This is a genomic window from Tolypothrix tenuis PCC 7101 (assembly GCF_963874875.1).
Classification (GTDB): domain Bacteria; phylum Cyanobacteriota; class Cyanobacteriia; order Cyanobacteriales; family Nostocaceae; genus Aulosira; species Aulosira tenue.
Window position 1 is genome coordinate 3,111,725 of sequence record NZ_CAWNJS010000001.1, and the last position, 14,280, is coordinate 3,126,004.

The 14,280-nt window shown below is 41.2% G+C and carries 11 protein-coding genes and 1 tRNA gene; 9 read left to right on the forward strand and 3 right to left on the reverse strand.

The window, feature by feature from the left end:
* Positions 1-95 precede the first annotated feature (95 nt).
* The 4 genes from AACU25_RS12680 to AACU25_RS12695 all read left to right on the forward strand — a co-directional run bounded on the left by AACU25_RS12680 (position 96) and on the right by AACU25_RS12695 (position 1,993).
* The gene (locus tag AACU25_RS12680; RefSeq protein WP_096576095.1) at positions 96-587 is read left to right on the forward strand and encodes a hypothetical protein; all 492 of its coding nucleotides are present in this window, start codon (positions 96-98) and stop codon (positions 585-587) included.
* 633 nt (positions 588-1,220) lie between these two features.
* On the forward strand, positions 1,221-1,586 hold the full coding sequence (locus AACU25_RS12685; RefSeq protein WP_096576099.1) for a DUF1818 family protein: 366 nt from the start codon (positions 1,221-1,223) through the stop codon (positions 1,584-1,586).
* A gap of 50 nt (positions 1,587-1,636) precedes the next feature.
* A tRNA-Pro gene (locus AACU25_RS12690) sits at positions 1,637-1,710 on the forward strand.
* A gap of 118 nt (positions 1,711-1,828) precedes the next feature.
* Complete coding sequence (locus AACU25_RS12695) at positions 1,829-1,993, forward strand: Arm DNA-binding domain-containing protein (protein ID WP_096576102.1); 165 nt, start codon at positions 1,829-1,831, stop codon at positions 1,991-1,993.
* Positions 1,994-2,343: 350 nt separating this feature from the next.
* Here the strand turns inward: AACU25_RS12695 and AACU25_RS12700 are convergent, their stop codons facing one another.
* Positions 2,344-3,558 carry an ATP-binding protein gene (locus AACU25_RS12700; protein ID WP_096583706.1) on the reverse strand — a complete coding sequence of 405 codons (1,215 nt, stop codon included), beginning with the start codon at positions 3,556-3,558 and terminating at the stop codon, positions 2,344-2,346.
* A 479-nt stretch (positions 3,559-4,037) separates the two neighbouring features.
* On the opposite strand from AACU25_RS12700, the gene AACU25_RS12705 reads away from it, so the two are divergent.
* From AACU25_RS12705 to AACU25_RS12725, 5 genes are all read left to right on the forward strand, one after another.
* Complete coding sequence (locus tag AACU25_RS12705) at positions 4,038-4,367, forward strand: hypothetical protein (RefSeq protein WP_096576104.1); 330 nt, start codon at positions 4,038-4,040, stop codon at positions 4,365-4,367.
* Positions 4,368-4,554: 187 nt separating this feature from the next.
* Positions 4,555-7,107, forward strand: coding sequence for a CHAT domain-containing protein (locus tag AACU25_RS12710; RefSeq protein WP_096576106.1), 2,553 nt, complete (start codon positions 4,555-4,557; stop codon positions 7,105-7,107).
* Positions 7,108-7,401: 294 nt separating this feature from the next.
* Positions 7,402-8,514, forward strand: a complete 1,113-nt coding sequence (locus AACU25_RS12715) for a DUF928 domain-containing protein (protein WP_096576108.1) — start codon at positions 7,402-7,404, stop codon at positions 8,512-8,514.
* 219 nt (positions 8,515-8,733) lie between these two features.
* Complete coding sequence (locus tag AACU25_RS12720; protein WP_096576110.1) at positions 8,734-11,601, forward strand: CHASE2 domain-containing protein; 2,868 nt, start codon at positions 8,734-8,736, stop codon at positions 11,599-11,601.
* Entirely contained in the window at positions 11,598-12,899 is a 1,302-nt protein-coding gene (locus AACU25_RS12725; RefSeq protein WP_096576113.1) for a hybrid sensor histidine kinase/response regulator, read from the forward strand. The genes AACU25_RS12720 and AACU25_RS12725 overlap by 4 nt, the downstream gene beginning before the upstream one ends.
* A 133-nt stretch (positions 12,900-13,032) precedes the next feature.
* Here the strand turns inward: AACU25_RS12725 and hypB are convergent, their stop codons facing one another.
* The gene (gene hypB, locus AACU25_RS12730) at positions 13,033-13,893 is read right to left on the reverse strand and encodes a hydrogenase nickel incorporation protein HypB (protein ID WP_096576115.1); all 861 of its coding nucleotides are present in this window, start codon (positions 13,891-13,893) and stop codon (positions 13,033-13,035) included.
* Entirely contained in the window at positions 13,884-14,225 is a 342-nt protein-coding gene (gene hypA / locus AACU25_RS12735) for a hydrogenase maturation nickel metallochaperone HypA (RefSeq protein WP_096576117.1), read from the reverse strand. Before hypA ends, hypB begins: the two co-directional genes overlap by 10 nt.
* Positions 14,226-14,280 lie beyond the last annotated feature (55 nt).

The following is a 14,280-nucleotide window of genomic DNA, read 5'->3' on the forward strand; positions in this document are numbered from 1 at the left end:
CCAATGCCCAATGCCCAATGCCCAATGCCCAATGCCCAATGCCCAATGCCCAATGCCCAATGCCCAATGCCCATTCTCTTAATTCAATATTCAATATGAAGTACTGGACACTGCCAATAGCTTTAATGGTCGTGGGTGTAATTTTGTTGGGTTCGGGGGTAGATAATGCAAAATATACAAATATTATCGGTGTCGAACCTGCGATCGCGCAGCGAATCAGCCCTAGTGAAGTATGGCAGGTAGTCTATCAGCAGATACCCGATTTCCCAAAAGAAAATCAGTATATCAGTAAAGAAACTGGGAAAGTTGCGGAAAATAATACTTTAGCAGGTCGCTTAATTCGCTATCACATTTACGTAAAAGAGCGCACCCCCAATTACCGCCTAGATTGGAAGCTGACGCTGGCTGATTATCTCAATGCCAATGAAACTATGTATGATGTGACATATCCCGGTTTTGATGTGTTGCGAGAAAATCCTATAGAAGGCGATCGCAAAGCTATTTCTCAGCTTACCCGCAGCCAGCGCAATGCTTTAGTACAAGTATTGACAAATATATTTAATACTAATTCACCAAATACGCCATAATTTTGGATTGTGAATAATTCACTCTAAAATCTAATATCAAATCAAATAATGTTTGCGATACATCAATATATTCTAGAGGGCAAGGCAGTGCCCATTGGTGTCAACTTAACGTGAAACCCGCTTAGTTGCAAGGTTTCGCCCTCACCCCCAGCCCCTCTCCCGGTGGGAGCTACGGTGTACACACAAATCGGAGTTATTTTGAGATCCGGGTTTTACCCCCCTTAATCCCCCCTTGCCAAGGGGGGAAACCGGAAAATCAAGTTCCCTCTTTATGGACTTTAACGAAGCTATTCTGGGATTTTCTTGCCAAGGGGGGAAGGGGGGAAACCGGAAAATCAAGTTCCCTCCCCTTTCCAAGGGGAGGGTTAGGGTGGGGTAATTCGAGGAATGGTAGTGATTCGATAACTTGTGTGTACACCGTAGCCCGGTGGGAGAGGGGAGCAAGAGATTTAATTCCCCTTCTCCCGGGGGAGAAGGGGTTAGGGGATGAGGGCGAAAGTTTTTGCACAATGTTCGCCATATATAGCTTTTAGCTTAAGTTGACACAGGTGGGCAGTGCCTTGCCCCTACAATCTGTCGCATTCTTGTTGCAAATGGGTATAAAGTCCAAAATTCAAAATCTCAAATCCCCTCATGGAACGAGTCATTAAAAGTGGTGCTGGTTGGCGTATTGGCTGGAATCCTCATGCACCTGAATTTAAAGGCCTAGTAGGTACAGATGATTGGGCGATAGAGTTAACCGAAGCCGAGTTAAACGATTTTTGCCGTCTTTTCGCCCAGTTAGCCGACACCATGAAGCACATGGCAGCAGAATTGATGGATGAAGAAAAAATTGCTTGCGAGGCCGAAAGCGATTTATTATGGTTGGAGGTTGAAGGCTATCCCCACGCCTACAGTCTGCGCTTAATCCTCAATACAGGACGCTGTGCAGAAGGTAGTTGGGATGATTCGGCTGTTCCTGGTCTATTGCAAGCTGCTGGGATGCTCAAAGTTTTTTGAATTTCCCTCTTGATTATCCTTGAGCTTCTTGCTAATATAGTAATTCTGACCGGGGCGTAGCGCAGCTTGGTAGCGCGCCACTTTGGGGTAGTGGAGGTCGTGGGTTCGAATCCCGCCGCTCCGATTGATAAAATCCCTAGCCCGCTAGTCTTTGAAGAAGATTAGCGGCTTTTTTAATTTTTAGGGTTTAAACTTCATTCCACACCAATTTCGATAAAAACTGGTACGGAATTGGTACGCTTATGAAAGCCCAGAATAAAGCCCAGAAAGGCACTGTAGCTATTGAGGAGTATGAAGGAAGACTTAGGTTGAGATGGTCACATGGAGGTAAGCGTTTTAGTTTATCTCTGGGATTACCCAACACTAAAGTGAACCAGAAGGCTGCACAACAGAAAGTAAATGTTTGAGGATTTGTAATTCTACATCCATTGCCCTACTTACTTTTCAGGCTTTTTTCTGTTCATCTTTTTATTTAGAATACCCGGAAAGTGACAGAAGAGGGATAAGAGTTGTTGTGTCTTTTTTCTGTTTCATGCAACAAAGCCATGACTTTACTATCAAAGTCTCATTGCTCAACCTCTATATCATCAGCGATCGCTGCCTTTATCTTTCCTTTAGTAATTATGTACTATATTTAGATGCGTTGCCCCTGCTATTTGCTACAAGTTAGCATTGCGTAGCAAATAGTAGATGTTAGTAAACATTTGAAGTCTATTGACGGTTCATAACTTAGTTTGCTTTATTTTCATCGATTTATTTAGCTCAGTAAAGGAACCTCAATAGTAAAGCAACTTCCCTTCCCAACCTCGCTATGAATCCAAATATTACCGCCATGTTGTTCAACAATTTGCTTGACTAAAACTAGCCCTAATCCACTACCTTCATATTGACGGCTCAAACCGCTATCCAATTGCACAAAAGGTTGAAAAAGTTTGTCAATATCTTCTGGGGCTATGCCAATGCCAGTATCCGTTATAGATATGACCAGCCAAGGATGATGATTTTGCGTAGCATCAATATATTTAATTTCTGTTTTATAAACTGATGTGGGAACAGATTCAACTGTTAGTGTAACCTGACCACCTTTAGGAGTAAATTTAACTGCATTACTCAGTAAATATATTATTGATTGAGTTATACGTTGCTTGTCAATCGTAATTTTATTTAAATTGGGCTGAATTTCTGCAACTAATTGAATATCTTTCTTTACCGCTTCTAGACTAATTATAGCAATAACATCGTTACAAATTTCTGCAATATTAACTGATGTTAGTTCCAGGTCTATTGTTCCTCTTTCGATTCTGGATACATCGAGAATATCGTCGATTAAAGCCAGCAAATGCTCTCCACTTTGTTCAATAGTTAATAGTGCTTGTTTTTGTTGCTCATTGATAGTACCAAAAATTTCATCTTTTAACCCTTCTGTCATACCCAAGATGGCATTAAGAGGAGTACGTAGTTCATGACTCATCACCGAAAGAAAATTACTTTTTGCGCGGTTGGCTATTTCTGCCTTATCTTTAGCCTTAATCAGTTCAGCAGTACGTTCTTGGACAAGTTCTTCCAATTCCACCTGTAATGAATACAAAGAAACATGGGTTTTTACTCTTGCTAATACTTCTTTTTCTTGGAAAGGTTTACAAATGTAATCGACTGCGCCTAACTCTAAAGCTTGAACCTTACTGCTAGTATCAGCTAAAGCCGTCATAAAGATAATGGGAATTTTCTCAGTACCAGAATTAGCCTTCAACCTCCGACAAGTTTCAAACCCATCGATTCCTGGCATCATCACATCTAGCATGATTAAATATGGGTGAGCATATCCTGCTTGTTCAATAGCTGAATCTCCATCTGTGGCCATTAATGCTTTCCAGCCACATCCATTTATCATTTCCGATAAAACTTTGAGATTATGAGGATTATCATCTACTAAAAGAATATGCTTTAATTTGGCAGAACTATCTTTTATCATGTTTAATCTCTTGGCAAATATAGTTACCAGCATTCCTCTGCTGTAGGTAACAAAAGCAAGTTATACCTGTCTTTTGATAATTGATTTGCATTATTCGCAGACTCTAGTATGCCTCCACGATTGGCTTATAATTCCCAAAAATACGCAATAATTCACCTGCTAAACCATATATTTTGCTTATTGATTAGCTTTTAAATTGCTTCTGCCTGCATACCCTTATTTTTGGTTAATATCTTAATTTATCAATTTCTCTCTGTTACAAGCAATATTATTTTGGGAACTATACATTCAGAGCCAGTTCACTCAATATTAGTTGATAAAAATAAATTATATGCACATAAAAAAGTTTTAGGCAGAGTTTTTTGGGTAGGCATACCCCGTATTAGGTATTGTGCTACATCTTCGCTTTAAATCACAGATTTTTTATCAAATGTTTGTACTGAACTGGCTCTTTAATAGGTATGGTTAGAGACTGACTAATGAAAGCAACTTTTGTTTGGTTAGGTTTGGTAAATATAGCGCTCCTGCCATTGGGCATAATGCTCATAGGAAGTGGTTATGCAAACGCCCAAGTGACTACTGACGGTACCCTCAACACCATAGACGATCGCGCTTGGGATGATATCCGTGACATCTCTGCATTCCGCCAACCGCGTGCGGTAGCAGTACAAGCACCAACACTGACTCCATCCCTTGTGCAAGCTACAGGCTGGTATCGCAATGCTGAGGGCAAAATTAAGTTAGTTGCTAATCAATCTCCAGTTCCAGTGCAACCATCATTAACCTGTGCTGCAGTTCCCAGGAGTTAATTTTTTGGGAGTGAAGTAAATAGATTTGAAGCTCTTACCAATGACAAATGACAAATGACTTGCTCTTCCCTTTTCCCTAATTCACTGAAAAACCCGCACTAAAAGCTGAAATTGATAGATTGCATCGTCAGTTGGGCAATATTTAAGAAAGTGCTGTGACTAATTTTTAACCTATGAGTAATGAGTTATGACTTTTTTCATCACACAACGTCGTTATCTATATATCAGTCTGAGTATTCTGAGCTTGTGTTTAGCTGTGACTATCACACCTGCTAGAGCATCTGTGGAAGTATCTACAAATCCTATTTTCAACGCTTCAACATCTCCCAATCAGCTAGAAGAGGGACGAAACCTCTATCGCTCAGGGCAATTTACAGAAGCAGTGAAAGTTTGGCAAACAGCAGCACAGCAATATCACACTCAAGGCGATCGCCTCAATGAAGCCTTAAGTTTAAGTTACCTCTCGCTGGCACAACAAGAACTTAATCAATGGACAGTAGCTAGTCAATCTATTGAGCAAAGTGTGAAGCTTTTACAAACACTTTCACCACCTGCTGATGCAATTGTCTGGGCGCAAATATTAAATACTAGAGGAAATTTGCAACTACACACTGGTAAAGCCGAAGTTGCTCTGGAAAGTTGGCAACAAGCTCAAAAATTTTATGAGCAAGCAGGCGACCAGATGGGCAATTTAGGCAGTCAAATCAACCAAGCACAGGCTTTACAAAGTTTAGGATTTTATCGCCGTTCTAAACAGCAGTTAGAGGCGCTCACGCAAAAACTGTCAGCAATGCCAGATTCAGAAGTCAAAGTTAGTGGATTGCGATCGCTGGGTTTAGCTCTGCAAATGATTGGTGATTCTGGTAAGAGTCAACAGATATTAGAGCAAAGTTTAGCAGCAGCCAATAAAATTGGTGCTACACCTCATTTAAGTTCTATTTTGTTGAATTTGGGTAAAACTGCTGTAGATTTACAAGATCCGGATGCGGCATTAGATTACTTTGAACAGGCACAAAAAATCACTGCTAATCCAGGGGATCAATTACAGGCGCGTTTAGCTCTGTTTAAACTTTTTATTGATTACGACAAGCTGGAACTAGCTGCTCCTTTGGCACCGCAAATCCAACAACAACTTGCAGAACTGCCTACCAGCCATACCTCCCTCTACGCAGCCATCAATTTTGTTGCTACCCTCAATCGCTTAGAAAATCCTCAGCAAATCGTACCTCTCAAGGATTTGGGTCAACTGATGGCCGTGACAGTTAAGTCTGCACAGCAGCTGCAAGATACACAAGCAGAAGCTTATGCACTGCATCAATGGGGAAAACTCTATAGTCGGACACAGCAATTAGCGCAGTCCCAAGAATTAGCGCAGAAATCCCTCAATATTGCCCGCCAACTCGAAGCCGAGGATATCATTGCTCAATCGGCTTGGCAGGTGGGTAAGTTGTATAAACAACAAGGCGATCGCCCAAAAGCAATTAAAGCTTATAGCGAAGCAGTTAAGGCTTTAAAGGCACTGCGGAGCGATTTAGTGGCTATTAATCCAGATGTCCAGTTTTCTTTCCGCGAGAGTGTAGAGCCTGTGTACCGGGAACTAGTAGGTTTACTATTAGACGAGCAACCAACTCAAACAGAACTCATGCAAGCCCGTGAGTTAATCGAATCTCTACAAATTGCCGAATTAGATAACTTTTTCCGCGAAGCCTGTTTAGATAGAGCTAAACAGATTGACCAGGTTGACCCCACAGCAACGGTTGTTTATCCGATTATTTTGCCTGATCGCCTAGCAGTCATTCTCTCCAAAACTGGGCAACCACTGCGTTATTATGTAACGCACAAATCTCAAGCGGAAATTGAACATACTCTCGACAAATTATTAGTTGGCTTTAACCCTGTCTCCGATTCTAAAGAGCGCGATCGCGTTTCTCAACAGATTTACGATTGGCTAATTCGCCCAGCAGAAGCAGACCAAGCTTTCAAAGATACTAAGACATTGGTATTTGTGCTGGATGGTCACTTACGTAATATTCCCATGGCAGCTTTATATGACGGTAAGCAATACCTCATCGAAAAGTATGCTGTGGCCCTTTCTCCAGGAATGCAATTAATCGCCGCGCGATCGCTCCAACAAAATCATATTGATGCGATCGTTGGTGGTATCAGTGAATCTCGTAGTGGCTTTAGTGCTTTGCCGGCTGTGGAATCAGAAGTGAGGCAAATCTCTAAGACAGTACCTTCTTCGATGTTGCTCAATCAGCAATTCACCGGTCAAGCTCTTGCGGATCGTGTCAAATCTAGTAGTGCTGATGTTGTCCATTTAGCAACCCACGGACAATTTAGTTCCCGGCTAGAAGATACTTTCTTACTGACTTGGGATGGAGAAGTTAATGTCAGAGAGTTGTCCGAACTCCTGAAAAATCGAGGTAACGAGCCATCGAAAGCGATTGAGTTGCTCGTATTGAGTGCCTGTGATACAGCCACTGGTGACGATCGCGCCGTGCTGGGATTAGCAGGATTAGCTGTTAAGTCTGGTGCTCGTTCTACTATCGCCACCCTCTGGCCAGTTAAAGATAAGGCAGCTGCTATGCTGATGACTCGCTTCTACGATCAACTACGACAACCCAACATCACTAAAGCCGAAGCACTGCGACAAGCCCAAATCAACCTAATTCGCCAAACTGATTTTGTCGATCCGTTCTTTTGGTCTGCTTTTGTTTTAGTCGGCAGTTGGCAGTAAGTATTCCTTAAGTACAAGTACTGATTTAATAGTAAATTATTTAACGCAAAATATCAGTACTTAGAATTCATCAATCAAGTGTTTTTGTCAGTGATATCACTGTTTGTCTTGTTGAGATACAAGTGTGATATTTATCAAAAATTAGTTGGAAGTTCTCAGATAATCAGGAAAATAAGCATATACTAAAACTGTGTATTCCGCTTAAAAGAGTTGTGATTAGATTAATGACACAAGTTTACTTATCAAGTCGGAATAAAGTATTAAATATCACGCCTTGTAAACGAGGTAAAGATAATGAAACGTCAATATTTAGCTAGTACATTAAGCGTCGTCGCTTTGATGGCTAGTACCACATGGTCAAGTGCTTATGCGTTAACATTTACTCCACCTCCAAACAATGGTGCGCCTAGCCAAGCCACAGGAGGAGCTTCTCGCGGTAGTTTATTTACTCCTCCTGCTTCGGGAAAGGGTGCACCTAGCCAAGCAACAGGAGGGGCTTCTCGCGGTAGTTTATTTATTCCTCCTGCTTCGGGAAAGGGTACACCTAGACAAGCAACAGGAGGGGCTTCTCGCGGTAGTTTATTTACTCCTACCTCGGGAAAAGGTACACCCAGACAAGCAACAGGAGGGGCTTCTCGCGGTAGTTTATTTACTCCTACCTCGGGAAAAGGTACACCCAGACAAGCAACAGGAGGGGCTTCTCGCGGTAGTTTATTCACTCCTACCTCGGGAAAAGGTACACCACGACAAGCGAGTGGGGGCGCTTCTCGCGGCGACCTGTTTACACCGGTTGCAGGGAAAGGCACACCACAACAAGCAGCAGGCGGTGCTTCTCGCGTTGGCACATACGAATTAAATCCTTCAACAGTAGCAGCAACAGGGCCAGCAGCGCTCATTGCACTCCTACCTGAAAGCTTTTATGGCACAACATTGTCAGAACATCCGACAATTCTGGTCTATATACCAGCTTCCAATGCTGCAGAAGCCGTATTTAGTCTCAAAGATGAAGCGGGCAATACCCAGTACCAAATGACTATTCCTGTTGCTGATAAATCTGGAGTAATTGCTGTGCAATTGCCTACAGATGCACCTGCTTTAGCTGTGAACAAAAATTACCATTGGTTTTTGGCACTGAAAATAAATGGAGAACTCAGCCCCAGTACACCTTACGTCGATGGTTGGATTCAACGCATCCAGCCCAATGCAGAATTAGCAACGGCGATGCAGGATCAAGACGCTTTGAAGCGGGCAACAGCTTTGGGTAAGAACGGGGTTTGGTATGACTGTGTGGCCACACTTGCTATGTTACACACAGATCAACCAACTAATGTGAACCTCAGCAAGCAATGGGAAGAACTCCTCTCATCGGTCAGCTTGAAAGAATTGGCCACGGTTCGGTTCAATTAATTTTCAGTATTTCGTAGCCAGTACCTAAGCACTGGCTACGAAATTATTTACGCTGAAATTGGTAATGGGTAATGGGTATGTGGAATAAAGCTTTGACTGAAATGGTATTAAATAGTTGTTGAATTACAAATTACGTATTTGCTTCTTACCGGAGCGAGGCTTACGAATTAGTAATTATTAATTATATTGACTGCAATAAATTAACTGTATGGCCCAAATATGTGGCACAATTTTAAGGCTTTTATTCAACAAACTCGTAGCATTTTAATTATTACCCCCAGCGTTGCTCTAACGGTTATAGTTGGTCAGTCTTTGGGACTTTTTAATTTGCCAGAATGGAAAATTCGCGATGAATGGTTTCGTGAGTCATCCCAAGACAAGATAGCTGACGAAATTGTGATTGTGACAATCGATGAGCAGGATATTCAATCGGTACGGAAATGGCCAATTCCAGATTGGGCATTAGCTGAATTACTAGATAAAATTCGCGCACAAAAACCTAGAGCTATTGGCTTGGATCTCTATCGAGATTTACCAGAAGGCACTGGCAATGAACAGCTAGTAAAAGTTTTTAGTAGTACTCCTAATTTAATTGGAGTAGAGAAAATCACAGGTGAGCGTGTTCAACCTCCACCAGAATTGAAAAAACGCAATCAAGTGGGATTAGCTGATTTGGTATTGGATGGCGATCGCTTTGTCCGGCGTGCCCTTTTAACAGCTGAAGATCCCAAAGAAAAAGGTACTCTCAAAGCTGGGATGGCAACCTTAGTAGCACTTAAGTACTTAGAAGCTGATGGCATTAGTTTAGAAAGTATTGACCCCAAACAACAAAAGTTTCAATTGGGTAAGGAAACCTACGTACCTCTACAAAATCAAGAAGCAGGTTATGCTGATGATGATTTAGGCGGTTATCAAATTCTACTTAACTGGCATGGTTCCGAAACTGCATTTCATACAGTGAAGATGCGGAATGTTCTAGCTGGGCGAATTCCGGCAAACTTAATGCGCGATCGCATGGTGTTTATTGGCTCAGTTGCATCTAGTACTAATGATTTTTTCAGCACACCTTTTTCCTCTGGGTTATCTGCTCAAAAACCGACTCCAGGTGTAGTGATCCATGCCAATATTGCTCACCAATTAGTACAAGGAGCAAAAACTGGTCGAACCACTCTTCATGGTATTTCTGGGATTTCTACATCAATTTGGATTGTTTTTTGGGCTTTGCTGGGTTCAACTGGTAGTTGGTTGGTAGCCAGTACTCGTACTGGATGGCGGGTTCCTGGTGGTAAAATGCTGTGGGCAACTTTAGGTACAAGTGGGCTGTGTTTGGGTGGTACTTACGGTGCATTTCTTTACGGTATCGTGATTCCAGTAACACCCGCTTTAGCCGCTTTTATTAGTAGCGTGATTGCTACAACTAATGCCTATAAACAACAAAAATTAGAAAAAACAAATCGCCAACTAGAAATTGCTAACGATCAACTTTTGGACTATTCCAAAACTCTAGAAACAAAAGTTGAAGAACGTACTCAGGAATTACTAGAAGCCAAGCAAGCAGCTGATGCTGCTAACCAAGCCAAGAGTGAGTTTTTGGCAAATATGAGTCACGAGTTACGCACACCTCTAAATGGAATTCTGGGTTTTGCCCAGGTACTAGAAGGCTCGCCCAACTTAACAACAAAAAACCTGGAAGGAGTCCGCATTATCCACCAATGCGGCTCACATTTGTTGATGCTGATCAATGATATTCTCGACCTCTCCAAGATTGAAGCGCGAAAATTGGAATTGGTAACGACTAATGTGCATTTGTCCAGCTTCTTACATAGTGTTACCGAAATTTGTGGTATTCGAGCACAGCAAAAAAAGATAGCATTCAATATTTTAATTAGCGATCGCCTACCATCTGTAATTCAAGCTGATGAAAAACGGTTACGCCAATTATTGATCAATTTGCTGGGCAATGCCATCAAATTTACAGACACTGGTGGTGTGACGTTCAAAGTAGAGTTACTTGAAGCTGAGAAAGAGCAAGGGAGCAGGGAGCAGGGAGCAGGGGGGCAAGGAGAAATCAGCAATACCCAAGTCCCCATTACCCCTTATCCCCAAGGGGGGCCCCACCTTCCCCAATCCCCAACCCCTAAAATTCGCTTCCAAATTGAAGATACAGGGATTGGGATGCCGCACGATCAAATAGAGAAAATCTTTTTGCCTTTTGAGCAAGTCGGTAAAGGCGGACAGCGGTCTGATGGTACTGGCTTAGGATTGGCGATTAGCCAAAGAATAGCGACATTGATGGGGAGCGAAATTCAGGTGCAAAGCCGCTTGGGTGAAGGTAGCGTATTTTGGCTAGATTTGGCAGTATCAGTACCACTTTCCCATGACTGGCATACAGACTCAATCTCTCCCACCCAACAAAAAATTAGCGGCATTCAGGGTAGTGCGCCTCAGATTCTCATTGTTGATGATGATGAAAATCACCGCGCTTTATTAATTAATTTATTACAACAAATTGGTTGTCGAATTTTAGAAGCCAGCGAAGGCAAACAAGGATTAGCATTAGCCAAAGAATGCATCCCAGATGTGATTTTGCTTGATTTAGCTATGCCCAATATGGATGGTTTTGAGTTGATGGTACATCTACAATCGCAGCCACAAACTCGTTCAATTCCGATTATTGTTTCGAGTGCCAATGTATTTGAAGAAAATCGCCAGCGTAGTTTAGAGGCTGGGGCAACAGCATTTGTACCCAAACCTCTGCAAGTTGAGGAACTATTAAATGCCTTGCAATCGGTGTTGAAAGTGGAATGGATTTATGCCCAACCTGCACCGCAACAGCCATCTGCATCTTTTGAGCAGCCATCAGAAAGCGAATTGATTCTACCATCGCAAGATATTTTACAACATATGTATCATTTGGCAATGATGGGAGATATTCCGGCGATTGAGGGAATTATAGAAGAGTTAGTGGAGCAAAACAGCCAATATGGTAATTTTGCTGGCGAGTTGAAACAACTTACTGCTAATTTCCAAACGAGTAAAATCCGTAAATTACTTAAATCATTTATCACCACGGAGTCACGTCAATGATGACTGATCCTCTCTCAAAGCCAATGCATATTTTATTAGTGGATGACAATCCCAACAATCTCAAGGTGCTATCAGAAGCGATTCAAGGATATGGCTGGAAAGCACTTATGGCCACAGATGGCGAATCTGCGATCGAACAAACAGAATACGCTCATCCCGATCTCATTCTCTTGGATGTGATGATGCCAGGTATAGATGGGTTTGAAACTTGTCGCAGGTTAAAAGCCAATCCCATCACTCAAAATACGCCAATTATTTTCATGACAGCTTTATCTGAAACTACAGATAAAGTCAAAGGATTAGAAATTGGGGCTGTTGATTACATTACCAAACCTTTTCAACAAGAAGAAGTCATTGCCCGATTAAAGCTACACCTCAAAATCTCCTATCTGACTCGGACATTAGAACAACGGGTGCAAGAACGCACCGCAGAATTAAGCCAGTCTCTACAAAGATTGCAACAAACTCAACTGCAACTTATCCAAAGCGAGAAAATGTCTACCCTTGGACAACTAGTTGCAGGTATTGGTCATGAGATTAATAACCCAGTTGGTTTTCTTGATGGCAATACCTCTCATATTAAGGGATATGTCAACGATTTGCTGCGGCTGATATATCTTTATCAAGAGAAGTTGCCAGATCCTGATCCAGAAATTGAAGATTTAGTTGAGGAAATCGACTTTGAGTATATTACTGAGGATCTCCCCAAATTGTTAACATCAATGTCTCAGGGAATTTCTCGCCTAAAAGATATCAGCTTATCTTTAAGAACCTTTGCCCGTGCTGATATGTCATCCAAGGTAGAGTATCAAATTCATGAAGGCATTGATAGCACTTTAATGCTGTTGAAACATCGCCTCAAAGATAATGGCGATCGCCCTCGAATTCATACTATCACTGAATACTGTGAGTTACCCCCGATCAGTTGCTATCCGGGACAACTGAATCAGGTATTTATGAATATCATTGCTAATGCCATTGATGCCTTTGATGAATACTATCACAACCACTCTCATCAAGCACCGCTAAATGAACAAAATACTCTAACTATTACAACATTAGTTGATCCTCAGCAGCAAAGCGTCACAATTTGCATCCAAGATAATGGCCCCGGTATGCCTCCAGAAGTACAAGCTAGAGTTTTTGAGCCATCGTTTACCACCAAACCTGTGGGTAAAGGTACTGGATTAGGTTTAGCGATTAGCTACCAAATTATTGTTGATAAACATAATGGACAAATTAGATGCTTCTCAATGCCTGGAGAAGGAACTAAATTCGTTATTAATCTGCCAATTTAACAGGCTATTAAATAAATTCAAAAAACTATTTTTATATTTTTTTAATTAAATCAACTCAAAGAAATAAGATTTAAATTTATTGTATATTGTAGGATGCGTTAGCGCGACTCGTAACGCATCAAATTTACAGCAATTATCCCATCACAGGCAAGCTAACTTTTTTTGATAACCAATCATACCAAGTTTCTAACCCAGCACCTGTAGTAGAAGAAACTTGAAAAATTTGAATTTCTGGATTAACTTGACGTGCATATTCTAGACATTTTTGCACATCAAATTGTACATAAGGCAATAAATCGATTTTAGTGAGAATCATCACCTCACTAGCGCGGAACATATGCGGATACTTAATTGGTTTATCTTCGCCTTCAGTTACAGAGAGAATGACAACTTTTGCTTGTTCGCCTAAATCAAATAATGCTGGACAAACTAAGTTACCCACATTTTCAATCATCACCACTGAGTTTAAAGGTGGGTTGAGTTGTTGTAAACCTCTTTCGATCATTGAAGCATCTAAATGACAGCCTGTACCTGTGTTAATTTGGACAACTTTACAGCCAGTTTCTTGAATTTTTTTGGCATCATTAGTTGTTTCTTGATCGCCTTCAATAACGCTGATAGTTAATTTAGATGTTAAATCTTTGATAGTGCGAGTTAATAAAGTTGTTTTACCAGCACCAGGAGAACTCATTAAATTTAATGCCAGAATATTTCGCCCTTTAAACCAGCCGCGATTTTGAGCAGCTAACAGGTTATTTTTTGCTAAAATATCTTGTTCTAAACTAATTGTTGTACCATGCATTTTGGCATGAATCTGCGATGCTTCTTGATGATCGTTGTGACTATGGGAATGGGTAATCACAGTACCATCAAGTAAAGTGTGAGTGTGAGTCCCATCATCATGGTGATGGTGGTGATGATGATTCACTTCACCTGTAGCTAAATTAGTTACTTTGCTTTCTGCATCGTCAGAACAACCGCAAGTTACACACATACTTCCTCTATTTCTATTTCCTTAATTTTTAATTCTTCACCAGTTATTAAATTTAATTGCACGCTACCACATTCACAAACACCAAAGGGTTTGTCTAAAGCAATTTTATTACCACATTGGCGACATTCTGCTAAACCAGGAATTTCTCTAATTTCTAATTTTGCACCTTCTAAAACTGTACCTTGAGCGCAAATATCAAAACAAAACAGAATGGCATCAGGCATAATGGCTGATAGCTTGCCAATTTCTAATGCGACTCTTTGAACTTTTTTACCTTGGGCGTGTTCTGTGACTATGGCAACAATATTTTGTGTAATTCCGAGTTCGTGCATAGGTTTAAGAGGGAAAATTAGAACCGCCGATTAAAGCAGATAATTGATTGATTTT

Bases quoted from the DNA above. Each gene is read 5' to 3' on its own strand.
- AACU25_RS12725 (WP_096576113.1), top strand. From the start codon at position 11,598: ATGATGACTGATCCTCTCTCAAAGCCAATGCATATTTTATTAGTGGAT.
- AACU25_RS12695 (WP_096576102.1), top strand. From the start codon at position 1,829: ATGAAAGCCCAGAATAAAGCCCAGAAAGGCACTGTAGCTATTGAGGAG.
- AACU25_RS12700 (WP_096583706.1), bottom strand. From the start codon at position 3,558: ATGATAAAAGATAGTTCTGCCAAATTAAAGCATATTCTTTTAGTAGAT.
- hypB (WP_096576115.1), bottom strand. From the start codon at position 13,893: ATGTGTGTAACTTGCGGTTGTTCTGACGATGCAGAAAGCAAAGTAACT.
- hypA (WP_096576117.1), bottom strand. From the start codon at position 14,225: ATGCACGAACTCGGAATTACACAAAATATTGTTGCCATAGTCACAGAA.
- AACU25_RS12720 (WP_096576110.1), top strand. From the start codon at position 8,734: ATGTGGCACAATTTTAAGGCTTTTATTCAACAAACTCGTAGCATTTTA.
- AACU25_RS12685 (WP_096576099.1), top strand. From the start codon at position 1,221: ATGGAACGAGTCATTAAAAGTGGTGCTGGTTGGCGTATTGGCTGGAAT.
- AACU25_RS12680 (WP_096576095.1), top strand. From the start codon at position 96: ATGAAGTACTGGACACTGCCAATAGCTTTAATGGTCGTGGGTGTAATT.
- AACU25_RS12710 (WP_096576106.1), top strand. From the start codon at position 4,555: ATGACTTTTTTCATCACACAACGTCGTTATCTATATATCAGTCTGAGT.
- AACU25_RS12715 (WP_096576108.1), top strand. From the start codon at position 7,402: ATGAAACGTCAATATTTAGCTAGTACATTAAGCGTCGTCGCTTTGATG.
- AACU25_RS12705 (WP_096576104.1), top strand. From the start codon at position 4,038: ATGAAAGCAACTTTTGTTTGGTTAGGTTTGGTAAATATAGCGCTCCTG.